Raw genomic sequence first — 25,571 nt, 5'->3', positions numbered from 1 at the left:
CATGGACGTATTTTTTCAGCCATCAGGAGATAGACCATGACGATTCGCGTCGCAATCAACGGCTACGGCCGGATCGGCCGCAACACGTTGCGCGCCTTCTATGAAAACGGCAAGAAGCACGATATCGAAATCGTCGCCATCAACGATCTCGGCGATGCCAAGACCAATGCTCACCTGACGCAATACGATACCGCGCACGGCAAGTTCCCCGGCGAAGTGTCGGTGGACGGCGACTACCTCGTCGTCAACGGCGACAAGATCCGCGTGCTGGCCAACCGCAATCCGGCGGAACTGCCGTGGGGCGAGTTGAACGTCGACGTCGTGATGGAATGCACGGGCTTTTTCACGACCAAGGAAAAGGCGAGCGCGCACATCAAGGGCGGCGCAAAGAAAGTGATCATCTCCGCGCCGGGCGGCAAGGACGTCGACGCAACGATCGTCTACGGCGTGAATCACAACGTGTTGAAGGCATCGGACACGGTGATCTCGAACGCATCGTGCACGACCAACTGCCTCGCGCCGCTCGTCAAGCCGCTGAACGACAAGATCGGCCTCGTGAACGGTCTGATGACCACGATCCACGCATACACGAACGACCAGGTTTTGACGGACGTGTACCACGAAGACCTGCGCCGCGCGCGCTCGGCCACGCATAGCCAGATCCCGACCAAGACCGGCGCCGCATCGGCGGTCGGCTTGGTGCTGCCGGAACTGAACGGCAAGCTGGACGGCTACGCGATTCGCGTGCCGACGATCAACGTGTCGGTTGTCGATCTGTCTTTCATCGCCGCGCGCGACACGACGGTGGATGAAGTCAACAAGATCATGAAGGAAGCGTCGGAAGGCGCGCTGAAGGGCATTCTCGGCTACAACGACGCGCCGCTGGTGTCGATCGACTTCAACCACAACCCGGCTTCGTCGACGTTCGACGCGACGCTGACCAAGGTGTCGGGCCGCCTGGTGAAGGTGTCGAGCTGGTACGACAACGAGTGGGGTTTCTCCAACCGCATGCTGGACACGGCGGTGGCGCTGGCCAACGCGAAGTAAGTCGTCTGCTTCGTTCGCCCTGCGGTCTTGTTTTGACGGCAGGCGAAGGGAGAAAAAAAGCCGCTCCTCGGAGCGGTTTTTTTACGTCCGCGGCGTCGGGAAATAGACGCCGGCCCGCTGCGCGGCGTTGGAGATATGAGTTTCGATCGCCTTGCCCGCCGCTGCCGAGTCGCGCGCCGTGAGCGCATCCAGAATCGCGCGATGTTCGTTGTAGGTGGACAGCACCAGTTCGCGCCGATAGAACGGCAGACGCTGGCTTTCCTTCATGATGTCGGCGCTGCTGCTGAGGATCGATTCGATCGCCGCGTTGCCGGCAATGCCCACCATCCGCATGTGGAAGTCGTAGTCGAGGCGTGCGGCTTCGTCGAGTTCTTCGCAGGCGAGCGCTGTTTGCATGGCCGCGATATTGTCCTCGAACCACACGAGGTCGGATTCGCTGACGGCGAGCGCCGCCATGCGTGCGACAAAACCCTCCAACGCAAAGCGCACCTGATAGGTATCCGGCAGCGACGATTGGTTTGCGAAGCGCCAGGATTGCGCGGCCTTGGCCTGCGAACTTTCCACGTAGACGCCCTTGCCGGGCCGTATCACCAGCAGACCGAGCGCTTCCAGCGTGGAAAGCGCCTCGCGTAGCGACGCGCGGCTGATCGTCAGTTCCTCGGAGAGCTGACGCTGCGCCGGCAGCAAACTTCCCACCGGATAGACCCCCGCCTCGATCCGTTCGCGGATGGTCGCGATGGCGGCGTCTGTGACGGTGTGCGGGACGTTCTTCATCGTGGCTCACTTGAGAATGCGGTCTGACCAGCATTGTAATACGTGTCCCGAATGCCGTGCGGTCAAGCGTCATCGGCATATTCGCCGAACCTTGGCAGTCAGGGAAAATAGCGGGTAAACACTGTTTTTGTAATCCTTGACGCCAGTATATCGGCTTCCTACTATTCGCCATAACAGCACTGGTCGGACCAGTCTGAACTGAGTGAACCGCAACCAGGAGGAAGCCGTGTTGAAATTCTTCAATTCGCTATTTGGCCGGGTCGTCATTGCGCTGCTGGCCGGCATCGTGATCGGCGCGGTGTTCCCGCACTTCGCCCAATCGCTGCGCCCGCTCGGCGACGGCTTCCTGAAGCTGATCAAGATGGTGATCGGCCCAATCGTCTTTTGCGTCGTGGTGAGCGGCATGGCGCATGCCGGCGATCTGCGCAAGGTCGGGCGCGTCGGCCTGAAGGCGGTGATCTACTTCGAGGTGATGACGACGATCGCGCTCGTGATCGGCGCCGTGCTGGCCTATGTCACGCGACCGGGCGTCGGCATGAACATCGATCTGCATTCGCTCGATCCGGCTTCGCTGTCGACATACGCCGAGCACGCGAAGAGCCTCAAGGACACGGCGGGCTTTCTGCTGAAGATCATCCCCGATACGGCGATGAACGCGTTCGCGACCGGCGACATCCTGCAAATCCTCGTGTTTTCGGTGCTGTTCGGCTCGGCGCTGTCTCTGCTCGGCACCAAGGCGCAGCGTGTGAGCAGCCTGATCGACGAACTCGCCCAGGTGTTCTTCCGGGTGATGAGCTTCATCATCAAGCTGGCGCCGCTCGGTGTGCTCGGCGCGATCGCGTTCACCACCGGCAAGTACGGCGTCGACTCGCTCAAGCAACTCGGCATGCTGGTGCTCGTGTTCTACGCGAGCTGCATCGTGTTCGTGGTCGTGGTGCTGGGCGTGGTGATGCGGCTGGCCGGCTTCAACGTTTTCAAGCTGATCCGCTATCTGCGGGAGGAACTGTCGATCGTGCTCGGCACGGCGTCGTCCGATGCGGTGTTGCCGCAGGTCATGCGCAAGCTCGAATGGATGGGCGTGAAGGATTCGACGGTCGGTCTCGTGATTCCGACCGGCTACTCGTTCAATCTCGACGGTTTCTCCATTTATCTGACCCTGGCTGTGATTTTCATCGCGCAGGCCACCAACACGCCGCTGTCCACGCACGACCTCATCGTGGTGGTGCTGGTATCGCTGGTGACGTCGAAGGGCGCGCACGGCATTCCGGGCTCGGCCATCGTGATTCTGGCCGCGACGTTGTCCGCCATTCCGGCGATTCCCGTCCTCGGCCTCGTGCTGATCCTGCCGGTCGACTGGTTCGTCGGCATTGCCCGCGCGCTGACCAACCTGATCGGCAATTGCGTGGCGACGGTGGTCGTCGCGGTGTGGGAAAACGATATCGACCGGGCGCGGGCGCATCGCGTGCTGAATCGCGACGCGGCGTTGCGCTACGTCCCGACTGGCGAGGGCATGGACCCCGAGTCTGCCGCCGGCGAACACGCGCCAGCCGTCTGATATCCCGAATCGTCTGACCGACCAGCGCGCCAACGCAGCGCGCTTTTCCGCGCCGGCGGATGCTCCGAAATCCGCTGGCGCTCCTTCACTTTTCGTCGCCTACCGAGACTATGGCCAATCCGATCCTCGACCCGAACGCGCCTGCCTTCACCCGCCGCTATATGAACCTCGCCGACCCGCGTCTGGGCGCGAAAGCGCTCCACGCCAGCGACGAATTCTTCGCGCCGAAAGAACGCATGCTCGACCCTCAGCCCGCGGTGTTCATTCCCGGCAAATACGACGACCACGGCAAGTGGATGGACGGCTGGGAAACTCGCCGTAAGCGCACGACCGGTCACGACTATTGCGTGATCCGGCTCGCGCGGGCGGGCGTCGTGCACGGCGTCGATCTGGATACGAGCCACTTCACCGGCAATTTTCCGCCGGCGGCGTCGATCGACGCCTGCCATGTGGACAGCGACGTGCCGCCGGACAACGCCGACTGGCAAACGCTCGTGCCGCCGACCACGCTGCAGGGCAACCAACACCACTACGTCGAAGTGAACGACGCGCGCGCCTTCACGCATCTGCGCGTGAATCTGTATCCGGACGGCGGCCTCGCGCGCCTGCGCGTGTACGGCCAACCGAAGCGCGACTGGGCGCGCGTGGAGCGCGGCACGCTGCTGGACCTTGCGGCGATTGAGAACGGCGCGTATCTGGTCGCGGCGAATAACCAGCATTTCGGTCCGGCCTCGCAGATGCTGATGCCGGGCCGCGGCGTCAACATGGGCGACGGCTGGGAGACGCGGCGCCGCCGCGAGCCGGGCAACGACTGGGCGATCGTCGCGCTGGCGCGGCCGGGCGTGATCCGCAAGATCGAGGTGGACACCGCGCACTTCAAGGGCAATTTCCCCGACCGCTGTTCGCTGCAAGCCGCTCGCGTGACGGGCGGCACGGACGAATCGCTCGTCACGCAAGCGATGTTCTGGCCCGAACTGCTCGCCGAGCAGAAGCTGCAAATGGACCACGTGCACACGTTCGCGGACGGCATCGCATCGCTCGGGCCTGTCACGCACGTGCGTTTCAATATCTTTCCGGACGGTGGCGTGTCGCGTCTGCGCCTGTGGGGCGACCTCGCATAACGGAGCGGCGTCGATGAAGACATTGCAGATGGAGCGCCTGACGCGAGCCGCCTTCGCGCCATTCGGCGACGTGATCGAACTGGACGGCGCGCGCCATTTCGCGATCAACGGCGGCACGACCGAGCGCTATCACGACCTCGCCGCCGTCGATGTGACGGAGCAGGGCGGCCGGCCGCTGATCAACCTGTTTCGCGCGCAACCGCGTCCGTTGCCGGTCGACATCACGATGATGGAGCGGCACCCGCTCGGCAGCCAGGCGTTCATTCCCTTGACGGCGCGCCGCTATCTGGTGGTGGTCGCGCCGGCGGGCGAATTCGATCCGGCGCGGATGCGCGCATTCTGGAGCGACGGCTGGCAGGGCGTGAACTACGCGAAAGGCGTTTGGCACCATCCGCTGCTGGCGCTCGACGAGATGAGCGATTTCGTGGTGGTCGATCGCGGCGGCGAGCAGCCCAACTGCGACGAACTGACGTTGGAAGAGCCGTGGCGGCTGATGTTCGAAGCAGGCGCCGAACTGTCGGTATAGGACTGCCCGCCCAAGCCCGCCGCCGTGCCCCAAACGCAAAAAGACCCGCCCGATTCACACCGGGCGGGTCTTTTTTCCACCGGACCGCGCACCCCGACGCGGCCCGGATCGCATCAATGCTTGCGATGCGGGCAATTCTCCTTGGTGCACGCGCCGTACAACGCCAACGCGTGCTCCTGCAGCTTGAAGCCGCGTTCCTTCGCGATGGATTGCTGACGGTTCTCGATTTCGGAGTCGAAAAATTCCTCGACGAGCCCGCAATCGAGGCACACGAGATGGTCGTGGTGCGATCCTTCGTTCAATTCGAACACCGCCTTGCCCGATTCGAAATTGCTGCGCGACAGCAAGCCCGCCTGTTCGAATTGCGTGAGGACCCGATAGACGGTGGCAAGGCCGATATCGAGTTCCTCGTGCAACAGGTTGCGGTAGACGTCTTCGGCGGTCAGGTGGCGCACCGGGCTGTGCTGGAAAATCTCAAGGATTTTGAGGCGCGGAAGGGTCGCCTTGAGCCCGATATTCTTGAGATCGGTTGGATTGGTCATGGCAAGGGATCCCTAGAGTACAATGCTGGGCTCTCATAGTAATGTGTTTTTGCCGTTCTGGTCATCTTCGATGGAATGAAACTCGCGCGGCTCGTCAGCGGGCCCGCACGGTGAGTGAAATGATTTCAAAATCTCAATTGATCTACCGGGGGAGCCGCATGCGGGGTACCTTGATCGCTGTTGCGACTGTCGCGGTTCTTGCCGGATGTTCCACTTACGACAGTCTGACGCAGCGCATTGCGCAAAGCATTACCCCGTATCGCATCACGGTGGTGCAAGGCAATTTTGTCTCGAAAGAAGCGGCTTCGCAGATGCAGGTCGGCATGTCCCGCGCTCAGGTGCGGCAGATCCTCGGCACGCCCCTCCTGGCCGACATGTTCCACGCGGATCGCTGGGACTACGTGTTCTATTTCAAGCGCGGTTCGACGAACGTCGTGCAGCAGCGCGACTTCGTGGTCATGTTCGCGGGCGACCGCGTCGCCAGTTGGTCGGGCGGCGAGGACCTGCCGTCCAACCTCGAATTGCTGGCTGAGATCGACGGCGACAGGCGCGGCAAAAAGGCCGCTGCGCCGAACGTAGCCAGCAGTGCCGGCGGCGCGAGCGCGCCGGTGGCGGCCGCAGCGGCGCCGATCGCGGTGGACACGGTGCGTTCGCCGTCCGTCGAGGGCGCTGCCGCGGTAACCGCACCGTCCACGGACGCCAATGCGGAAGCCGCGCAAGCGGCCAATCGTGCGACCAATGCGGTGCAATCGCCGTCCGGCAATACGCGGTCTTCCGTGCGCTCCACCGCGCCGACCCCGAACGCCGGCGGCGTACCGCCACAGGGCCCGACGGCCCCGGGTCAGCCGCAGTTCCAGTTCCACCGTCCGCCGCCTCCGCAGGCGCAGGGCGCGCAGAGCAATCCGGTGGGACCGACTGGCTCGCAAACGGGCAACAGTGCGCCGCTGACTACTCCGTCGACTTCGGGAACGAGCGAGTAACCAGGCGGTCGGTGTTTTAAGATGAATACGGCGCGGGCGTGGCGAACGCGTGCCGCGTCACGGCAAGGGCGCCCCGCGTGGCGCCCGCCAGATTCTCCGCTTTCCCATGATGCGCGGCGCCGGTGCGTGCTGCCCGGCGCCGCTTTCTCCCGCACTTGCCGGGTTTTGCCTTTTCGAACCCTCGTAGCCATGAAAATTGCCATTGCTGGCGCATCGGGCCGTATGGGCCGCATGCTCATCGAAACCGTCCTTAACGATCCTGAAGTCACGCTCTCGGGCGCGCTCGACCGTGCGGGTTCCCCGCAACTCGGTCAGGACGCCGGCGCGTTGGTCGGCAAACAGACGGGCGTCGCGCTCACCGACGACATCGAAAGCGTATTCGCCAAATCCGACTACCTGATCGACTTCACGCGTCCCGAAGGCACGCTGGTCCATCTCGAAGCGGCGCAGCGCCACAACGTGAAAATGGTGATCGGCACGACCGGGTTCGACAACGAACAGAAAGTGCAATTGCGCGCCGCGGCGGACAAGATCGCCATCATGTTCGCGTCGAACATGAGCGTCGGCGTGAACGTCACGCTGAAGTTGCTCGAATACGCCGCCAGGCATTTCGCGACCGGCTACGACATCGAAATCATCGAGGCGCATCACCGCCACAAGGTCGACGCGCCGTCGGGCACGGCGCTGACCATGGGCGAAGTGATCGCCAACGCGCTCGGCCGCAATCTCGACGACTGCGCGGTGTACGGCCGCGAAGGCGTGACCGGCGAACGCGATCCGTCCACCATCGGCTTCTCGGCGATTCGCGGCGGCGACATTGTCGGCGACCATACGGTGTTGTTCGCGGGCATCGGCGAGCGCATCGAAATCACGCACAAATCGGCGAGCCGTTTGTCGTATGCACAAGGCGCGCTTCGTGCCGTGCGTTTTCTCGCAGGCCACAAAACCGGTTTCTTCGACATGCAGGACGTGCTCGGCCTGCGTTGAGCGTCTGTCCGGGCGTGCCGGACCGCGGCGCCCGTTCGCGTCCCTCGAATCACTTTCCACGGCGAGGTCAGATGGCAGGCAGCAGCGGCATCATCCATTACCTGCAAACCAGTGACGCGATCACGCATGGCGTCGCTTATGTGCTGCTGGCCATGTCGATTGCGAGCTGGTGTTTTCTGATCGTCAAGAGCTGGATTCTCACCCGCGCGAAACGGCAGGCGGCGCGCGCCATCGCGCAGTTCTGGCAGGCGCCCACGCTCTCCGAGGGTGTCGCGGCGTTGAAGCGCGTGGACCGTGAGCGTGTCTTCACGCCGCTCGCCGAGGCGGCCCTGCATGCGTCCGAAGTGGACATTCCGGGTGCGCTGCTCGCCCGCGTCGAGCGCGGCGAACGGGTGCTGCGGGCGTTGCGCCAGGCGCTCAATGCGTCGCAGCGGCGGCTCGAATTCGGCCAGGTGCTATTGGCCTCGGTAGGCAGCACGGCACCCTTCGTCGGCCTCCTTGGCACCGTCTGGGGTATCTATCACGCGCTCGGCAGCATTGCCGCGAGCGGCCAGGCGCAAATCGAGAACGTCGCCGGTCCGGTGGGCGAGGCGCTCATCATGACCGCGTTCGGCCTCGTGGTCGCGATTCCCGCCGTGCTTGCGTATAACGTGCTCGGGCGCCTCGTGCGGCAATTGTCGGAGGAACTCGACGGCTTCGCGCACGATCTGCACGCATACGTGTGCGCGCCCGTCGAGCAGGCCCACACCGCGCCGCGGGCCCGGCAGGCTCCGACTCACTAAGCGCGTTGCTCACGCGAAAGAGGCGACATGGCATTCGGCGGACTCGAGAAAAAGCAGACGGCCGCGCCGATGGCCGAGATCAACATGACGCCGCTGATCGACGTGATGCTGGTGTTGCTGGTGATTTTTATCATTACCGCGCCTTTATTCACGCACGCAATCCGCCTCGATTTGCCGAAAGTGGCGGCAGCGCCCGCGCGGCAAACGCCGCAAACCATTTCCCTTTCCATCGACGCCGCCGGCAAGCTCTATTGGGACGGCAACGTCATCACGCTCGAGCAGATGCGCGCGCGGTTCGCGCAAGCGGGCAAACAGCCGGAGCAGCCGGAGATTCAACTGCGCGCCGAGCGCTCCACGCGTTACGAAGTGATCGCACAGGTCATGGGCGCGGCGCAGCAGGCCGGGCTCGAGCGGATCGGCTTCGTGACGGACCCGCCGCCGCCTGGCGCGAGCCGCTAGCCAGCTAGCCATACCGCGCGGCGCACCCGTCCGCGAACGGTATAATCAGCCCTTTCCCCCGCAGAAGGGGAAACGACGCCATTTCATCCAGCAGAGCACCAAGCGGCCGGTGCGAAAGCACCGAACCCAGCGACACCATCACACCATGCACGAAAAATACGTTCCCTCCGACGTCGAATCCGCCGCGCAAGGGCAATGGCGCGCGATCGACGCGTACAAGACGACGGAAACCGCCAGCAAGCCCAAGTTCTATTGCGTCTCGATGCTGCCGTACCCGTCGGGCAAGCTGCACATGGGGCACGTGCGCAACTACACGATCAATGACGTGATGTACCGCTATTTGCGGATGAACGGCTACAACGTGCTGATGCCGATGGGTTGGGACGCGTTCGGCATGCCGGCGGAAAACGCTGCGATGGCCAACAACGTGCCGCCCGCCAAGTGGACCTACGACAACATCGCTTACATGAAGAAGCAGATGCAGTCGATGGGCCTCGCAATCGACTGGTCGCGTGAAGTCGCCACTTGCAGCCCCGATTACTACAAGTGGAATCAGTGGCTGTTCCTGAAGATGCTCGAAAAGGGCATCGCGTACAAGAAAACCGGCACCGTCAACTGGGACCCGGTCGATCAGACCGTGCTCGCCAACGAGCAGGTGATCGACGGACGCGGCTGGCGTTCGGGCGCGCTGGTCGAAAAGCGCGAAATCCCGATGTACTACCTGCGCATCACCGATTACGCGGATGAACTGCTGAACGACCTCGAAGGCCTCGGCTGGCCCGAGCGCGTAAAGATCATGCAGCAGAACTGGATCGGCAAGAGCTTCGGCGTGAACTTCGGCTTCCCGTATGAAATCGACGGCGAACAGAAGCTGTTGCGCGTGTTCACCACGCGCGCCGACACGATCATGGGCGTGACTTTCGCCGCGATCGCCGCCGAGCATCCGCTCGCCACGCATCTCGCGCAAGACAAGCCGGAACTGCAAGCCTTCATCGAGGAGTGCAAGCGTGGCGGCGTGGCTGAAGCCGACATCGCGACGATGGAAAAGAAGGGCATGGCCACCGGCTTTTACGTCACGCATCCGCTGACGCACGAACAGGTGGAAGTGTGGATCGGCAACTACGTGCTGATGAGCTACGGCGAAGGCGCTGTGATGGGTGTGCCGGCGCACGACGAGCGCGACTTCGCGTTCGTGAAGAAATACGGTTTGCCGGTCAAGCAGGTGGTGGCTGTCGAAGGCAAGGCATTCTCGACGGACGCCTGGCAAGAATGGTACGGCGATAAAACCGGCACGCTGGTCAACAGCGGCAAGTACGACGGCCTCGACTACGAGCAGGCGGTCGATGCGATCGCCGCCGATCTGAAGCAGCTCGGCCTCGGCGACAAGCAGATCACGTGGCGCCTGCGCGATTGGGGCGTGTCGCGCCAGCGTTACTGGGGCACGCCGATTCCGATCATCCACTGCCCGACTTGCGGCGATGTGCCGGTGCCGGAACAAGACTTGCCGGTGGTGTTGCCGGAAGACCTCGTGCCGGACGGCACGGGCAACCCGCTCGCCAAGTCGGAGGCATTCGTGAATTGCACGTGCCCGACCTGCGGCGGCGCGGCGCGGCGCGAAACCGACACGATGGACACGTTCGTCGATTCGGCCTGGTACTTCTACCGTTATGCGGCGCCGGACGCGAGGACCATGGTCGACGAGCGCACCGATTACTGGGCGCCGATGGACCAGTACATCGGCGGGATCGAGCACGCGATTCTGCACCTTTTGTACTCGCGCTTCTGGGCGAAGGTGATGCGCGACATGGGCCTGGTCAAGTTCGGCGAGCCGGCCAAAAATCTGCTCACGCAGGGCATGGTGCTCAACGAAACCTACTACCGCGAAAACGAAGCGGGCAAGAAAACCTGGTACAACCCGGCCGAGGTCACCGTTTCGTTCGACGACAAGGGCCGCCCGGTCGGCGCCGTGCTGAACGCGGACGGTCAGCCGGTGGTGCTCGGCGGCGTCGAGAAGATGTCGAAGTCGAAGAACAACGGCGTCGATCCGCAATTGCTGATCGATCAGCACGGCGCGGACACCGCGCGTCTGTTCGTGATGTTCGCGGCACCGCCCGAGCAGCAGCTGGAATGGTCCGGTTCGGGCGTGGAAGGCGCGAGCCGTTTCCTGCGCCGCGTGTGGAGCTTCGGCCACGCGAACGAGGCAGCGTTGCGCGCGGGCGGCAAGTTCGATGCCGCGCAACTCGGCGAGACCGACAAGGCGCTGCGCCGCGAGATTTATAGCGTGCTGAAGCAGGCCGACTTCGACTACCAGCGCTTGCAGTACAACACGGTCGTATCGGCGGCGATGAAGATGCTCAACGCGCTCGACAGCGCGAAGAGCGCCCTGCCGGGCGTGCTGCGCGAAACCTACGGCGTGATGCTGCGCGTGCTGTATCCGGTCGTGCCGCACCTCACGTTCCAGTTGTGGCGCGAACTCGGTTACGCCGACGAATTCGGCTCGCTGCTCGACGCGCCGTGGCCGAAGGTCGACGAGAAGGCGCTGGAGCAGGCCGAGATCGAACTCGTGCTGCAGGTGAACGGCAAGGTGCGCGGCGCGCTGACGGTGGCGAAAGACGCCTCGCGTGAAGCGGTCGAACAACTCGCGGTCGCTCACGAGATGGTCGCGAAGTTCAGCGAAGGCAAGGCGCCGAAGAAAATCGTCGTGGTGCCGGGCCGCCTCGTGAACGTCGTCGTTTGAGCGCCACCAGGGAAACTTCGCGCGGAGCGGAAAACCTTGGGGTGGCCCGGCGTTTTCTCGTGAAGATCCATCAAGACACGACAGCAGGCAGGACGCCGCCACATGCGGCGGCGCTTGTCCTCGCTGCGGAATCTACTGCGAACCAGGAGCCAATGTGACTCGCAGATCGTTATTGACGCTGGCTTGCAGCGTGCTGATGTTGTCCGCCTGCGGCTTCCAACTGCGCGGCCAGCAGGACTACGCGTTCAAACGTCTCTATATCTCCGGCGGTTCGGCCGCGGCGGGCGCGCGGCTTACGCGCATGGTGCAAGGCGGCAGCGACACGGTGGTGGTCAAGTCGCCCGCGAATGCCGACGCAACGCTGCTGATCTCGGAGAACCGCGGCATCAGCACGCTGACGCTCAACTCGCTGGGTGTCGTCGCGGAGTATCAATTGAATCTCTCGATGAACTACACGCTGACCGGCAAGGACGGCACGATCCTGATTCCGCCGAGCGTGATCGCGCTGAACCGGGCGATGACCTATAGCGACCAGTATTCGCAGGCGAAGGCGGCTGAGTCCGACATTCTTTTCGCCGACATGGAGAACGACGCGATAGACCAGCTCACGCGGCGTCTCGAGATCGTGAAGTCGCTGCATCCCGCGCCGGGTCAGGAAGCGCCGGCGGTTGCGCCGCGCGCGCCTTTGCCGCCGCCGCCGCTGTGAGCGCCGTATTTCGATTCACTTGCCGCACCTGTTCAACCTCGCCGATCGGTAGCCATGCAACTCCGACTTGACGCGCTCGAAGCGCATCTCGCCAAGGGACTCGCCGGCCTCTACGTCGTGTACGGCGACGAGCACCTGCTCGCGCAGGAAGCGTGCGACCGGATTCGCGCCACCGCGCGCGCGGCCGGCTTCACCGACCGCTCGGTGTTCACCGTCGAGCGGGGTTTCGACTGGAGTTCGCTGCTCGGCGCGAGCCAGTCGATGTCGTTGTTCGGCGACCGTCAACTGGTCGAGTTGCGCATTCCGTCGGGCAAGCCCGGCAAGGAAGGCGCCGACGCGCTGAAGGCGCTTGCCGCCGCCGTCAACGATGACGTCCTGACGATGATCACACTGCCGCGGCTCGACGCGGCCACGCAGAAGTCGGGGTGGTTCACGGCGTTGGCCGAAGCCGGCGTCGCGTTGAAGATCGATCCCGTCGAGCGCGCGCAGTTGCCGAATTGGGTGGGGCAGCGGCTCGCCGCTCAAGGGCAGCGAGTGGCCGCAGGCGAGGAAGGGCGGCGCGCGCTCGCGTTCATCGCCGAGCGCGTGGAAGGTAATCTGCTTGCCGCGCATCAGGAAATCCAGAAGCTGGGCCTGCTGTATCCGGCCGGGTCGCTGAGTTTCGAGCAGGTTCAGGACGCCGTGCTGAACGTCGCGCGTTACGACGTTTTCAAATTGAACGAAGCGATGCTCGCGGGCGACGTCGGCCGCTTGACGCGCATGCTAGACGGTCTGCGCGGCGAAGGCGAGGCCGCGGTGCTGGTGTTGTGGGCGGTCGTGGAAGAAGTGCGCACGCTGCTGCGGATCAAGCGCGGTGTCGCGGCCGGCAAGCCGCTCGCGATGCTGGTGCGCGAGAACCGCGTGTGGGGCCCGCGTGAGCGGCTGATCGGGCCGGCGTTGTCGCGCGTCACCGAGAGCGCCCTGGAGAAGGCGCTCGCGTTGGCGGCGCGCCTCGACCGGCAGGTGAAGGGTTTGTCGGGCGGCACGCCGGGCAATCATCGCAACGACCCGCCGCCCGATCCGTGGAACGGACTGTTCGAACTGGCCATGACGGTGGCGTCGCCGGCAAAAGCGGTGCCTGTGCCGCCGCCGCGACCTCGCACCGCGGCTGTTGCGCCGGGGCGAAGGCCCGGCTGATTGGGCATGGCTCGCGCGCTGACCCGGCGAGCGGTGAAGGTAGGCTGATGTCCGCCGCCGATGCCGGCACGTACCGCTTGCATCGCTCCCACGCCCAGGCGGCGCAATATGAAGTCCCCCGCATTGCCGTTCGGTGGCGCAAGCAAAGCACCGCCGCCCGACTTACAATCGTTTGATCTTTCGCTAATTCTGCCCGTCCGCCGCACGTGAACGTGCGCGGCACCACGAGAATCACCATGGATATCGACCAGTACATGACCGACCTCGGCCGCCGCGCCCGCCACGCTTCGCGTGCGATGGCGCGGGCGTCGACGGCGGCCAGGAACGCCGCGCTTGCCGCCGTCGCCCAGGCGATCGAACGTGACACCGCGTTGCTGAAGGAAGCCAATGCGCGCGACGTCGCCCGTGCATGCGAAAAGGGTCTCGACGCCGCTTTCATCGATCGCCTCACGCTGTCGGACAAGGCGTTGAAGACGATGGTCGAAGGCTTGCGGCAAGTCGCCGCGCTCGCCGATCCGATCGGCGAAATCAGCAATCTGAAGTACCGGCCGAGCGGCATCCAGGTCGGCCAGATGCGCGTGCCGCTGGGGGTGATCGGCATCATCTACGAATCGCGTCCCAACGTGACGATCGACGCCGCCGCGCTCTGCCTGAAATCGGGCAACGCGACGATCCTGCGTGGCGGTTCCGAGGCACTCGAATGCAACACCGCGCTGGCGAAGCTGATCGGCGAAGGCTTGGCGGCGGCCGGTTTGCCGCCGGACGCCGTACAGGTAGTCGCCACCTCCGACCGCGCCGCGGTGGGCAAGCTGATCACGATGACCGAATACGTCGACGTGATCGTGCCGCGCGGCGGCAAGAGCCTGATCGAGCGCCTGATGAACGAAGCGCGCGTGCCGATGATCAAGCACCTCGACGGCATCTGCCACGTGTATGTCGACGATCGCGCCGATCTGGCCAAGGCGCTGACCGTCTGCGATAACGCGAAGACGCACCGCTACGGCACCTGCAACACGATGGAAACGCTGCTGGTGGCGCGCGGTATCGCGGCCGAAGTGCTGCCGCCGCTTGGCAAGCTGTACCGCGGCAAGGAAGTCGAGCTGCGGGTGGATGCCGCGGCGCGCGCGGTGCTGGCGGAAGCCGGCGTCGGCCCGCTGGTCGATGCCACCGAGGAAGACTGGCGCACCGAATATCTCGCGCCGGTGCTGGCGATCAAGGTGGTCGACGGTGTCGACGCGGCGATCGAACATATCAACGAGTACAGCTCGCGGCACACCGACGCGATCGTTACGGAAGACCACGACCGCGCAATGCGCTTCCTGCGCGAAGTGGATTCGGCGAGCGTGATGGTGAACGCGTCAACGCGTTTCGCGGACGGCTTCGAATTCGGGTTGGGCGCGGAAATCGGCATTTCGAACGACAAGCTGCACGCGCGCGGACCGGTGGGGCTCGAAGGGCTGACGTCGCTCAAATACATCGTGCTGGGGCACGGCGAAGGGCGGCAATAAAAACCGCGCCGCCGCCCCGGTTTCTCCGCACAAGCACAACCACAAGCGCGCCGCCGAGCGCGCTTCTTTTCGCGCCAACGCGTTATACGAACGACAAGGACCGCCGATGCTTTGGGTAAAAACGTTTCACATCGTCCTGATTGCTTCCTGGTTTGCCGGTCTGTTCTATCTGCCGCGCATCTTCGTCAATCTGGCGATGGAAACGGAGCCCGCCGCGACGGCGCGACTGTTGACGATGGCGCGCAAGCTGTTTCGCTTCATGACGTTTATCGCGGTGCCGGCGCTCGCGTGCGGGCTGTGGTTGTGGCTCGCGGTGGGAATCGGGCGCGGGCAGGGCTGGATTCACGCGAAGGTGGGCGTGGTGCTGCTGCTCATCGTTTACCACGCCTATTGCGGCGTGTTGCTGCGCAGGTTCGAGCGCGGCGAGAATCGGCGGACGGACAAGTGGTATCGGATGTTCAATGAGCTGCCGGTACTGGGGATGCTGGCAGCGGTCGCGTTGGTGGTGATCAAGCCGTTCTGAGAAAGCTTCGGACCCGGTCGCTCAAACCTCCCCATCGATCCTCAATCGGGCGATCACCCCTTTCGCCTGCCCCACCCGTTCCACCAGATCGGGTCCACGCTTGAGCGCGACGCCGACCGCCAGAATGTCGCCGATCGCCAGATGCGACATGCGCGAAGTCATCGGCGAGAACACGTCGGTTTCCTCCACGACGTTCGAGAACAGGCAGATCGTCGCGACCCGCGCCAGCGGCGAATTGCCATGCGTGATCGCGATCACCTTCGCGCCGCGAGCCAGCGCCGAGCGCGCGGCTTCGATGATGTCGCGGGTCCGGCCCGTGTTGGAAACCGCCACCACCACGTCGCCGGGACCGAGCAGCGCCGCCGACATCGAATAGGTGTGCGGGTCGGAGTAAGCGACGCTCGGCATGCCGAGCCGGAAGAACTTGTGCTGAATGTCCTGCGCGGCAATGCCCGAGCCGCCCGCCCCGTAGAACTCGATGCGCGCCGCGTTCGCCAGCAATTCGACGGCCGCTTCGACGCTATCCGGCGACAGGCTGTTGCGCACCTGGATCAGCGTGCCGATGGTTCGGTCGAAGACCTTCGCGATGAGCCCCGGCGCGCCTTCGTCCGGCCGCACGTCCCGATAGACGGTCGGCACGCCTGACGCAATGCCCTGCGCGAGCCGGATCTTGAACTCGCGAAACCCCGAGAAGCCGAGCGCGTGACAGAAACGCGCGATGGTCGGCTGGCTCACGCCGGCACGCGCGGCGACTTCCGTCATCGACAGATCGAGCACCTCGCGCGGCGACTCGATCACGTAGTCGGCCAGCTTGCGCTCGGATGGGCGCAACTGATCGCGCATCTCTTCCACTTGGGACAGCATCATCGTAAAACTCGCACTATGCTGAAGAATGCGTGGACTATATCTGATTGCCAAACAAGGTACAAAAACTACATATTCGGGTCTAGGTGTAATCCCTAGGTTCACAGGCGCAGCGCCCAACCCAAGCCAGCAGGCCGAGACGGGCGGTTCGGCGATGCCGCAGCGCAGCACGACTCGCGATTGCGACCGTGTAGTTTTTCTACTAACATTGGCGGCGTCGACTGATCCGACATCCCCCGCGATACCTGCCTGGCATAGTGCGCGCAACGCCCGCAAGTCGTCCGCAAGTCGTCTTTAGCCAGCGAAGAAGGAGCTCCGATGGTTTCCCCGCATTCGCAATTGTTGAAGGTCACCCAACGCGTGATCGAGCGCAGCAAGCCCACTCGCGAGGCTTATCTGTCGCGCATCGACCAGGCACAGGGCCGGTTCCCGGCGCGCGGCGCGCTCTCGTGCGCGAATCTGGCTCACGGCTTTGCCGGGCTGGAGGGCCGCGACAAACTCGCCATCAAGGCGATCCGCGAGCCGAACATCGGCATCGTGTCGTCGTATAACGAAATGCTGTCGGCGCACGCGCCGTACAAAAACTACCCGGACATCATCAAGGAAGCCGCGCGTGAAAACGGCGGCGTCGCGCAATTCGCGGGCGGCGTGCCCGCCATGTGCGACGGCGTCACGCAAGGCAACGCGGGCATGGAGCTGTCGCTGTTCTCGCGCGAGGTGATCGCGATGAGCACCGCGGTCGCGCTCACGCACAACATGTTCGACGCGGCGCTGTGCCTCGGCATCTGCGACAAGATCGTGCCCGGTCTTTTGATCGGCGCGCTGCAATTCGGCCATCTGCCGACGATTTTCGTGCCGGCCGGCCCGATGGGCAGCGGCCTCTCGAACGACGAGAAAGCCAAGACGCGTCAGCTTTTCGCCACCGGCCAGTGCGGCCGCGATGCGCTGCTCGAAGCGGAAGCCGCCGCGTATCACAGCCACGGCACCTGCACGTTCTACGGCACCGCGAACAGCAACCAGATGCTGATGGAAGTGATGGGCCTGCATCTGCCGGGCTCGGCGTTCGTGCATCCGCACACGCCGCTGCGCGACGCGCTGACCGCGCAAGCCGCGCGTCGCGTGCTCGATCTGACGGTGGAGCGCGGCAACTACATGCCGATCGGGCACGTGATCGACGAGAAGGCGATCGTCAACGGCATCGTCGCGTTGCTGGCCACGGGCGGTTCGACCAATCACACGCTGCACCTAGTGGCGATTGCGCGCGCGGCGGGCATCGTGATCGACTGGGACGACTTCGACACGCTGTCGCAAGCGGTGCCGCTGCTCGCCAAGATTTATCCGAACGGCAAGGCCGACGTGAACCATTTCCACGCGGCCGGTGGCGTCGCGTTCCTCGTTCGCAATCTGCTGGAAGGCGGCTTGCTGCACGAAGACGTGAACACGGTCGCGGGCAAGGGCCTGAAGCACTACACCGAGGAGCCGAAGCTGCTCGACGGCAAGCTGCAATGGGTGCCGGGCACGGCCGAAAGCGCGGACACCGCGGTGCTGCGCGGCATCAAGGAGCCGTTCCAGCCGGACGGCGGCTTGCGTCTGATGCAGGGCAAGCTCGGCCGCGGCGTGATCAAGATTTCGGCGGTGGCGGCGCAGCATCGCAAGGTGAAGGCGCCGGCCATCGTGTTCGATTCGCAGGAAGCCGTGCAGGAAGCATTCGACAACGGCGAGCTGAAGCGCGACTTCATCGCCGTCGTGCGTTTTCAGGGCGCGCGGGCAAACGGCATGCCCGAACTGCATCGTTTGACGCCGCTGCTCGGCGTGTTGCAGGATCAAGGCTTCCATGTGGCCCTGGTCACCGACGGCCGCATGTCGGGCGCCTCGGGCAAGGTGCCCGCGGTGATTCACCTGTCGCCGGAAGCATTGCTGCAAGGCCCGATCGGCAAGGTCCGCACCGGCGACATGCTGGTGATCGACGCGGAAGCCGGCGTGCTCGATATCGAAATCGACGCGGCCGAATGGGCCGCGCGGCCGGGCGCCGTGCCGCGGCATCAGGCGGAAAACGAAGTCGGCTTCGGCCGTGAACTGTTCGGCGTGTTCCGTGCGGCGGCGGCGCCCGCGGAGCAGGGCGCGTCGGTGTTCGGCCCGATGGTGGGCGAGCGCGGCGCGCACCAGCACGGCCATGCACACACCAGCACCACTCAAGCCAGCCAAGCGCTGCAGAAACAAGGAGTCTGACCATGACCTCGAAAACAGTAAGCGATATCGTGCGCCTCGGCCCGGTGATTCCGGTGCTCGCGTTCGACTCCGTCGAACAGGGCGAGCATGTGTCGCGCGCGCTGCACGCGGGTGGCGTGAAGGTGCTCGAAATCACGCTGCGCACCGCGGCGGGCCTCGAAGCGATCGAACGCGCGAGCCAGTTGGCCGAGGACATCGTGGTCGGCGTCGGCACGATCACGAAGCCCGAGCATTGCGCGCAGGCGAAGAAAGCCGGCGCGAAGTTCGGCGTCTCGCCGGGGCTGACCAAAGACATGCACAAGGCCGCGCAGGACGCCGGCTTGCCGCTGCTGCCGGGTGTCATGACGCCGACCGACATCATCACCGCGCTCGAACTCGGCTACGAGATCGTGAAGTTTTTCCCGGCCCAACAGGCGGGCGGGGTGCCGATGCTGCAAGCGTTCCACGGCCCGTTCCCGACGCTGAAGTTCTGCCCGACCGGCGGCATCACGGCCGAAACGGCCCCGAATTTCCTGGCGCTGCCGAACGTGGTGTGCGTGGGCGGCTCATGGCTCACACCGAAGGCCGCGCTCGCCTCGCAGCACTGGGACGAAGTCACGCGTCTCGCGCGTGCGGCCAGCCAACTGGCGGCGCCTGCGCATTGAGTTTTCACTGAACCGAAGCGGCGCGCGATTCCGTGTCATCCCCGTCTTGCCTGCAAGGAGCCTCGTCGATATAGCCACCACGGCTGTCGCGGCGGGGCTTCTTTCGATATGCGTGCTGGATTCGCGCGCCTTCAGGCAGAACAGCAAGTAAAATTCAGCGTCCGCGCGGCGAGCCGGTTTTTCCGGCATCGCCGCTGGCCACCACGAGACGAGGTGCCAGCCGTGCGCACCCACAACCAATAACGAAGGAGGAGCTTCATGGAAGCTGTTCACGGCAGCATGCTGCTGGTCTACGCGGTGATCGCCATCGCCTTGCTGATCCTGCTGATCACCCGCTACAAGATTTACCCGCTACTCGTCCTGATCATCGTGTCGTTGCTGCTGGGCCTCGTGTCCGGCATGCCGATCGGCACCATCGTCAAATCGTTCGAAACCGGCAACGGCAACACGCTCGGGCACATCGCGGTGGTGGTCGGCCTCGGCACGATGCTCGGCAAGATGATGGCCGAATCCGGCGGCGCCGAACGCATCGCCACCACGCTGATCGACTGGTTCGGCGAGAAGAATATTCATTGGGCGATGATGGTCGTGGCGATCATCGTCGGCTTGCCGGTGTTCTTCGAGGTCGGCTTCGTACTGCTGATTCCGATCGCGTTCAACGTCGCGAAGCGCACCAACAAATCGCTGCTGCTGGTCGGCTTGCCGATGGTCGCGGGGCTTTCCGTCGTGCACGGGCTGATTCCGCCGCACCCGGCCGCCATGCTCGCGGTGCAGCAGTATCACGCCGATATCGGCAAGACGATCGCCTATGGGCTGATCGTCGGCGTGCCGACCGCGATCGTCGCGGGCCCGCTGTTCGCGTTGCTGATCAACCGCTTCATCAAGCTGCCGAAGGACAATCCGCTCGCCGCGCAATTTGTCGGCCATGACGAGCTTGGCATGAACGGCGCGCAGAATGCGGCGCCGAAGCGGGAGTTGCCGGGCTTCGGCGTGACGCTCTTCACGATCCTGCTGCCGGTGATCCTGATGCTGGTCGGCAGTTGGGCCGATCTCGTATTCACGCCGAAAACGCTGGCGAACGACCTGCTGCATTTCGTCGGCAATTCGGACGTCGCGCTGCTGATCGCCGTGCTGGTCAGCTTCTGGACCTTCGGTGCGAGCCGCGGTTTCAACCGCGAGCAGATCCAGAAGTTCTGCGGCGAATGTCTCGCGCCGATCGCGGGCATTACGCTGATCGTCGGTGCGGGCGGCGGTTTCGGGCGGGTGCTGATGGATAGCGGCATTTCGAAGGAAATCGTCGGCGTGGCGACGGCGATGCATCTGTCGCCGCTGCTGTTCGGCTGGCTGGTGGCCGCGTTGATTCGCCTCGCCACGGGTTCGGCAACGGTCGCGATGACCACCGCCTGCGGTATCGTCGCGCCGATCGCGGCGGCCAGCGGCGTGCAGGTCACGCCGGAATTGATGGTGCTCGCCACCGGCTCCGGCTCGCTGATCTTTTCGCATGTGAACGACGGCGGTTTCTGGCTGATCAAGGAGTACTTCGGTATGACGGTGGGGCAGACCTTCAAGACATGGTCGCTCCTCGAGACCATCATCTCGGTGATGGGTTTGGCGTTGACCTTCGCATTGTCGACGGTCGTGTAAGGAGTTTTTGATGATTTTGATCGCAATGGGCGTGTCGGGCGCCGGCAAGACGAGGATTGGCGAAATGCTGGCGGAACGCCTGCAGTGCGCGTTCACCGACGGCGACGCGTTTCACAGCGCCGCCAACAAGGAGAAAATGCACCAGGGCATTCCGCTCACCGACGAGGACCGTTGGCCCTGGCTGAAAACCATCCGCGCCGCGATCGAAGAAAAGCAGAAGGCGGGCGAGACGGCGGTGTTCACGTGTTCGTCGCTCAAGCGCTCGTATCGCGACGTGCTGCGCGACGGCGACAAGGATGTGTGCTTCGTCTACCTGAAGGGTTCGCGCGAAGTGCTGGAACAGCGTTTGACGATGCGCACCGGCCACTTCTTCGATCCGTCGCTGCTGCAAAGCCAGCTCGATACGCTCGAGGAGCCGGGCCCGGATGAGGCGATCACGGTGAGCATCGAGTTGTCGCCCGAGGCGATCATCGACGATGTGTTGAAGCAGGTCCAATCGCGGTGAGCGGTTAGCTGACGTGGAATGAAAAAAGGCGCTCCGTGGAGCGCCTTTTTCATGCCCGGGTTTTCATGTCATGAGCCCCGGCGGGAAGCTCAGGCAATCCGCTTCGCCAGTTCGACCGCCTTGCCGATGTACGAAGCCGGCGTCATCGCGAGCAAGCGATCCTTCGCGTCTTGCGGGATCGCAAGGCCGCTGACGAACGTTTGCAGCGCCTCGCGCGTGATGCCCTTGCCGCGCGTCAATTCCTTCAACTGCTCGTAAGGATTCTCGATGCCGTAGCGGCGCATCACCGTTTGCACCGGCTCGGCCAGCACTTCCCAGCAATTGTCGAGATCTTCGTTCAGGCGCTGCGCGTTCACTTCGAGCTTGTCGAGACCGCGGATCAGCGAGTCGTACGCGAGCAGCGAGTAACCGAACGCGACCCCCATATTGCGCAGCACCGTCGAGTCGGTCAGGTCGCGCTGCCAGCGCGAAACCGGCAGCTTGTCGGCGAGGTGGCGCAGCGTGGCGTTTGCCAGGCCGAGATTGCCTTCCGAGTTTTCGAAGTCGATCGGATTGACCTTGTGCGGCATCGTCGACGAACCGATCTCGCCGGCCTTCGTGCGCTGCTTGAAGTAGCCGACCGAGATGTAGCCCCACACGTCGCGGTCCAGATCCAGCAGGATCGTATTGGCGCGCGACACGGCGTCGAACAGTTCGGCCATGTAGTCGTGCGGCTCGATCTGGATCGTGTACGGATTGAACGTGAGCTTCAGACGCTGCTCGACCACTTCACGCGAGAACGCTTCCCAGTCGAACTCGGGATAGGCGGACAGATGCGCGTTGAAGTTGCCGACCGCGCCGTTCATCTTGCCGAGCAGTTCGACCTTCGCGACACGGTCGATCGCGCGTTCCAGGCGCGCGGCGACGTTGGCGATTTCCTTGCCGAGCGTGGTCGGGCTCGCCGGCTGGCCGTGCGTGCGCGAGAGCATCGGCTGTTCGGCGTGCGCATGCGCGAGCGCGACGAGGCGCTGATGCACCGAGCGCAGCGCGGGCAAAATGACGTGCTCGCGCGCGCCGGCCAGCATCAGCCCGTGCGACGTATTGTTGATGTCTTCGGACGTGCAGGCAAAGTGAATGAACTCGCTGGCGCGCTCCAGTTCTTCCTGACCTTTCACCGATTCCTTCAGCCAGTACTCGACCGCTTTCACGTCGTGATTCGTCACGCGCTCGATTTCCTTGATGCGCGCGGCGTCGTGCGCGGTGAAGCGCTCGGCCAGTTGCAGCAGGAATTGCTCGGAGGCTTCGGAAAAGCGCGGCACTTCGGCGAAACCCGCGCGCGAGAGCGCGATCAGCCAGTGAATTTCGACCGTCACGCGATTGCGCATGAATGCGGCTTCCGAAAGCCAGTCGCGCAGGGCTTCGGTTTTCGCGGCGTAGCGGCCGTCGAGCGGGGAGAGCGCGTTCAGCGCGAACAGGGTGTCGGGGCGGGTGTCGGACATGATGGGGGCTGACGCAAGGATGAAAAACGCGGAGGAAACTGCGGGAACCGCGAATTTTACCACCGGACGGTGCCGCTCCTGATTTCCGCTCCCGCCCGCGACCCGCATGGCGGCACGATCTAGAATGCTGACTTCTTCTCTCCCGCCGGCGGCAGGCTACGCATGGAACTGAAATGGCTCGAAGACTTCGTTTCGCTCGCGGAAACGCGCAGTTTCAGCCGTTCGGCCGAATTACGCCACGTCACCCAGCCGGCGTTTTCCCGGCGCATTCAGGCGCTCGAAGCGTGGCTCGGCACTGAACTGATCGACCGTTCCGTTTATCCGACGCGGCTCACGGCGGCCGGTCAGGTTTTCAACGAGCAGGCGCTCGCGATGCTGTCGCAGTTCCACGAGGCGCGCGCGTTGCTGCGCGGCCATACGGCGACGCCGCAAGCGACCATCGAGTTCGCGGTGCCGCACACGCTGTCGCTCACGTACTTTCCGCGCTGGCTGCAGCGCATCGAAGCGCAGATGGGCACGATCCACACGCGACTGCGCGCGCTGAACGTGCACGACGCGGCGTTGTCGCTGGTGGAGGGCGGCTGCGATCTGATGATGGGCTATCACCACCCGAGCCATCCGGTCGCGCTCGACCCTGCCCGCTACGACATGCTGACGCTCGGCAACGAGCCGATCAGTCCGTTCTCGGCGCCGGGCCGCGCCGGCCGTCCGCGCCATACGCTGCCGGGCACCGCCGAGGCGTCCACGCCGTATCTGTCGTACACGCCGAACGCGTATCTGGGCCGCATGACCGAGGTGATCCTCGCCAACGCGCCGGAGCGCCTGTACCTCGACCGGCTCTACGAAACCGACATGGCCGAGGGACTCAAGGCGATGGCGCTGGCCGGCCACGGCGTCGCGTTCCTGCCGCATAGCGCGGTGGAGGACGCGGTCGCCGAGGGCAAGCTGATCCGTCTCGATCGCGCGACGCGCGGCACGCCGGAAGGGCAACTCACGCTGACCATGGAGATTCGCCTCTACCGCGACAAACTGGCGGCGAAGAGCGACGATGCCCGGCAGGTACTCGTGCGGCGGTTGTGGGAGGTCGTCGCCGAGGAACTGGCGCATGGCGCGGATGCCCGCTGAAAAACATGCTTTGCCGCGACGTGGATTTGCGGCTTTCCGATGGTTATGCAAATAAAACATAATCGGATAAGGAAACGGCATTGGATTTCAAAATGGCGTTTTTCCACAATGCTGCTATTCGATCAACGCCGGAGCGTTCATGTCTTCCCAGCAGCAAGCCGCACAATCCGCCGCAACGTTGCAGTCCATTCCCTCCTACCTCAACAGCGAAGACCTCGGCCCCTGGGGCAACTACCTGCGTCAGGTCGACCGCGTCGCGCCGTACCTCGGCTCGCTGTCCCGCTGGCTCGAAACCCTGAAGCGCCCGAAGCGCATCCTGATCGTCGACGTGCCTATCGAACTCGATAACGGCACCGTCGCGCACTTCGAGGGCTATCGCGTGCAGCACAACGTGTCGCGCGGTCCGGGCAAGGGCGGCGTGCGCTATCACCAGGACGTGACGCTGTCGGAAGTGATGGCGCTGTCCGCGTGGATGTCGGTGAAGAACGCGGCGGTGAACGTACCTTACGGCGGCGCCAAGGGCGGCATCCGCGTCGACCCGCGCACCTTGTCGCGTGGCGAACTGGAGCGCATGACGCGCCGCTACACGAGTGAAATCGGCATCATCATCGGACCGAACACCGACATTCCCGCGCCGGACGTGAACACGAACGAGCAGATCATGGCGTGGATGATGGACACCTACTCGATGAACCAGGGCCAAACGGCGACCGGCGTCGTGACGGGCAAGCCGATCACGCTGGGTGGTTCGCTGGGCCGCCGCGAGGCGACGGGCCGCGGCGTGTACGTGGTCGGCTGCGAAGCGGCGCGCCGCATCGGCTTCGATATCGAAGGCGCGCGCATCGCCGTGCAAGGCTTCGGCAACGTGGGCGGCATCGCCGCGCGTCTGTTCCAGGAAGCGGGCGCGAAGGTGGTCGCGGTGCAGGATCACACCGGCTCGCTGTACAAGTCGACCGGTATCGATGCGGTCGCCTTGCTCGAACACGTGGCGAAGACGGGCGGCGTGGGCGGCTTCCCCGAAGCGGATGCCGTGACGAACGAGGAATTCTGGACCGTCGAGTCCGACATCCTGATTCCGGCCGCGCTGGAAAACCAGATCACCGAAAAGAACGCCGGCAAGATCAGGACGAAGATCATCGTGGAAGGCGCCAACGGCCCGACCACCACGGCGGCGGACGACATCCTGCACGATCGCGGCATTCTCGTGATTCCGGACGTCGTGGCCAATGCGGGCGGCGTGACGGTGTCGTACTTCGAATGGGTGCAGGATTTCTCGAGCTTCTTCTGGACCGAGGACGAAATCAACCAGCGCCTCGAGCGCGTGATGCGAGAAGCATTCGCCGCGGTGTGGCAGGTGTCGAGCGAGCAGAACGTCTCCGTGCGTACCGCGGCGTTTATCGTCGCGTGTAAGCGGATTCTGCAAGCGCGCGAAATGCGCGGCCTGTATCCCTGATCGGTTTGCGTGAACGGCGGCTCCGCCACCCGCGGACCCGCTCGAATACGCTTGCTTCAACGCGGTTCACAAGACCGCGTGTTTTACCCGGCGGGCGGCATCGTATCGATGCCGCCCGCATTCGCATGCCCGTAAAGCTTGACTGATTGGGTTAAGGCGCTGTAAACCATAGCGGCGCGCGCCCCGAAGCAAGTCCCCTTTGGGCG

General features: G+C 64.2%; 23 protein-coding genes. 19 read left to right on the top strand and 4 right to left on the bottom strand.

Annotation, left to right across the window (positions count from 1 at the left end; all coding sequences use genetic code 11):
* Positions 1-36: 36 nt before the first annotated feature.
* Positions 37-1,047 (top strand): type I glyceraldehyde-3-phosphate dehydrogenase, encoded by a 1,011-nt coding sequence (gene gap / locus CUJ90_RS15505; protein ID WP_073429127.1) that lies wholly within the window; start codon positions 37-39, stop codon positions 1,045-1,047.
* Between the two features lie 81 nt (positions 1,048-1,128).
* Here gap and CUJ90_RS15500 read toward each other — a convergent pair whose 3' ends face one another.
* Positions 1,129-1,821, bottom strand: a complete 693-nt coding sequence (locus tag CUJ90_RS15500) for a FadR/GntR family transcriptional regulator (RefSeq protein ID WP_083083129.1) — start codon at positions 1,819-1,821, stop codon at positions 1,129-1,131.
* A gap of 226 nt (positions 1,822-2,047) precedes the next feature.
* On the opposite strand from CUJ90_RS15500, the gene CUJ90_RS15495 reads away from it, so the two are divergent.
* From CUJ90_RS15495 to CUJ90_RS15485, 3 genes are all read left to right on the top strand, one after another.
* On the top strand, positions 2,048-3,376 hold the full coding sequence (locus CUJ90_RS15495; RefSeq protein ID WP_083084183.1) for a C4-dicarboxylate transporter DctA: 1,329 nt from the start codon (positions 2,048-2,050) through the stop codon (positions 3,374-3,376).
* Between the two features lie 110 nt (positions 3,377-3,486).
* Positions 3,487-4,497, top strand: a complete 1,011-nt coding sequence (gene alc / locus CUJ90_RS15490; RefSeq protein ID WP_083083131.1) for an allantoicase — start codon at positions 3,487-3,489, stop codon at positions 4,495-4,497.
* Positions 4,498-4,510: 13 nt separating this feature from the next.
* Positions 4,511-5,023 carry an ureidoglycolate lyase gene (locus CUJ90_RS15485; protein WP_083083133.1) on the top strand — a complete coding sequence of 171 codons (513 nt, stop codon included), beginning with the start codon at positions 4,511-4,513 and terminating at the stop codon, positions 5,021-5,023.
* 113 nt (positions 5,024-5,136) lie between these two features.
* Here the strand turns inward: CUJ90_RS15485 and fur are convergent, their stop codons facing one another.
* The gene (gene fur, locus CUJ90_RS15480; protein ID WP_006051897.1) at positions 5,137-5,565 is read right to left on the bottom strand and encodes a ferric iron uptake transcriptional regulator; all 429 of its coding nucleotides are present in this window, start codon (positions 5,563-5,565) and stop codon (positions 5,137-5,139) included.
* A 158-nt stretch (positions 5,566-5,723) separates the two neighbouring features.
* Between fur and CUJ90_RS15475 the strand changes: the two genes are divergently transcribed.
* From CUJ90_RS15475 to CUJ90_RS15435, 9 genes are all read left to right on the top strand, one after another.
* Positions 5,724-6,545, top strand: coding sequence for an outer membrane protein assembly factor BamE (locus CUJ90_RS15475; RefSeq protein ID WP_073429123.1), 822 nt, complete (start codon positions 5,724-5,726; stop codon positions 6,543-6,545).
* Positions 6,546-6,734: 189 nt separating this feature from the next.
* Positions 6,735-7,532 carry a 4-hydroxy-tetrahydrodipicolinate reductase gene (dapB, locus tag CUJ90_RS15470; protein WP_083083137.1) on the top strand — a complete coding sequence of 266 codons (798 nt, stop codon included), beginning with the start codon at positions 6,735-6,737 and terminating at the stop codon, positions 7,530-7,532.
* Between the two features lie 71 nt (positions 7,533-7,603).
* Positions 7,604-8,314, top strand: a complete 711-nt coding sequence (locus tag CUJ90_RS15465; protein ID WP_073429121.1) for a MotA/TolQ/ExbB proton channel family protein — start codon at positions 7,604-7,606, stop codon at positions 8,312-8,314.
* Positions 8,315-8,341: 27 nt separating this feature from the next.
* Positions 8,342-8,773 (top strand): ExbD/TolR family protein, encoded by a 432-nt coding sequence (locus CUJ90_RS15460; RefSeq protein WP_083083139.1) that lies wholly within the window; start codon positions 8,342-8,344, stop codon positions 8,771-8,773.
* A gap of 145 nt (positions 8,774-8,918) precedes the next feature.
* Complete coding sequence (gene leuS, locus CUJ90_RS15455) at positions 8,919-11,510, top strand: leucine--tRNA ligase (protein WP_083083141.1); 2,592 nt, start codon at positions 8,919-8,921, stop codon at positions 11,508-11,510.
* 154 nt (positions 11,511-11,664) lie between these two features.
* Positions 11,665-12,216 (top strand): LPS-assembly lipoprotein LptE, encoded by a 552-nt coding sequence (locus CUJ90_RS15450; protein WP_073429118.1) that lies wholly within the window; start codon positions 11,665-11,667, stop codon positions 12,214-12,216.
* A 54-nt stretch (positions 12,217-12,270) separates the two neighbouring features.
* Positions 12,271-13,392, top strand: a complete 1,122-nt coding sequence (gene holA, locus CUJ90_RS15445) for a DNA polymerase III subunit delta (protein ID WP_083083143.1) — start codon at positions 12,271-12,273, stop codon at positions 13,390-13,392.
* 236 nt (positions 13,393-13,628) lie between these two features.
* A complete protein-coding gene (locus tag CUJ90_RS15440; protein WP_083083145.1) occupies positions 13,629-14,900 on the top strand; it encodes a glutamate-5-semialdehyde dehydrogenase in 1,272 nt (423 codons plus the stop codon).
* A 106-nt stretch (positions 14,901-15,006) separates the two neighbouring features.
* The gene (locus CUJ90_RS15435; RefSeq protein ID WP_083083147.1) at positions 15,007-15,423 is read left to right on the top strand and encodes a CopD family protein; all 417 of its coding nucleotides are present in this window, start codon (positions 15,007-15,009) and stop codon (positions 15,421-15,423) included.
* A 21-nt stretch (positions 15,424-15,444) separates the two neighbouring features.
* On the opposite strand, the gene CUJ90_RS15430 is transcribed toward CUJ90_RS15435, so the two are convergent.
* Positions 15,445-16,290 carry a MurR/RpiR family transcriptional regulator gene (locus tag CUJ90_RS15430; RefSeq protein ID WP_073429114.1) on the bottom strand — a complete coding sequence of 282 codons (846 nt, stop codon included), beginning with the start codon at positions 16,288-16,290 and terminating at the stop codon, positions 15,445-15,447.
* Positions 16,291-16,605: 315 nt separating this feature from the next.
* Here CUJ90_RS15430 and edd point away from each other — a divergent pair, with 315 nt between their 5' ends.
* The 4 genes from edd to CUJ90_RS15410 all read left to right on the top strand — a co-directional run bounded on the left by edd (position 16,606) and on the right by CUJ90_RS15410 (position 21,309).
* The gene (edd, locus tag CUJ90_RS15425) at positions 16,606-18,516 is read left to right on the top strand and encodes a phosphogluconate dehydratase (protein ID WP_073429113.1); all 1,911 of its coding nucleotides are present in this window, start codon (positions 16,606-16,608) and stop codon (positions 18,514-18,516) included.
* A 2-nt stretch (positions 18,517-18,518) separates the two neighbouring features.
* Complete coding sequence (eda, locus tag CUJ90_RS15420; RefSeq protein WP_073429112.1) at positions 18,519-19,160, top strand: bifunctional 4-hydroxy-2-oxoglutarate aldolase/2-dehydro-3-deoxy-phosphogluconate aldolase; 642 nt, start codon at positions 18,519-18,521, stop codon at positions 19,158-19,160.
* A 258-nt stretch (positions 19,161-19,418) separates the two neighbouring features.
* A complete protein-coding gene (locus tag CUJ90_RS15415) occupies positions 19,419-20,804 on the top strand; it encodes a GntP family permease (RefSeq protein ID WP_073429111.1) in 1,386 nt (461 codons plus the stop codon).
* Between the two features lie 10 nt (positions 20,805-20,814).
* Positions 20,815-21,309: a gluconokinase gene (locus CUJ90_RS15410; RefSeq protein WP_073429110.1), complete on the top strand. Its 495-nt coding sequence runs from the start codon at positions 20,815-20,817 to the stop codon at positions 21,307-21,309.
* Between the two features lie 89 nt (positions 21,310-21,398).
* Here CUJ90_RS15410 and purB read toward each other — a convergent pair whose 3' ends face one another.
* Positions 21,399-22,787, bottom strand: a complete 1,389-nt coding sequence (gene purB, locus CUJ90_RS15405) for an adenylosuccinate lyase (protein ID WP_073429109.1) — start codon at positions 22,785-22,787, stop codon at positions 21,399-21,401.
* A 162-nt stretch (positions 22,788-22,949) separates the two neighbouring features.
* Here purB and CUJ90_RS15400 point away from each other — a divergent pair, with 162 nt between their 5' ends.
* Both CUJ90_RS15400 and CUJ90_RS15395 read left to right on the top strand, forming a co-directional pair.
* A complete protein-coding gene (locus tag CUJ90_RS15400) occupies positions 22,950-23,912 on the top strand; it encodes a LysR family transcriptional regulator (RefSeq protein WP_083083151.1) in 963 nt (320 codons plus the stop codon).
* Between the two features lie 139 nt (positions 23,913-24,051).
* Complete coding sequence (locus CUJ90_RS15395; protein WP_083083153.1) at positions 24,052-25,365, top strand: Glu/Leu/Phe/Val family dehydrogenase; 1,314 nt, start codon at positions 24,052-24,054, stop codon at positions 25,363-25,365.
* The last annotated feature ends 206 nt before the right edge of the window (positions 25,366-25,571 follow it).

The organism is Paraburkholderia terricola (genome assembly GCF_003330825.1).
GTDB lineage: Bacteria > Pseudomonadota > Gammaproteobacteria > Burkholderiales > Burkholderiaceae > Paraburkholderia > Paraburkholderia terricola.
This window is presented reverse-complemented; position numbering and strand designations above follow the sequence as displayed.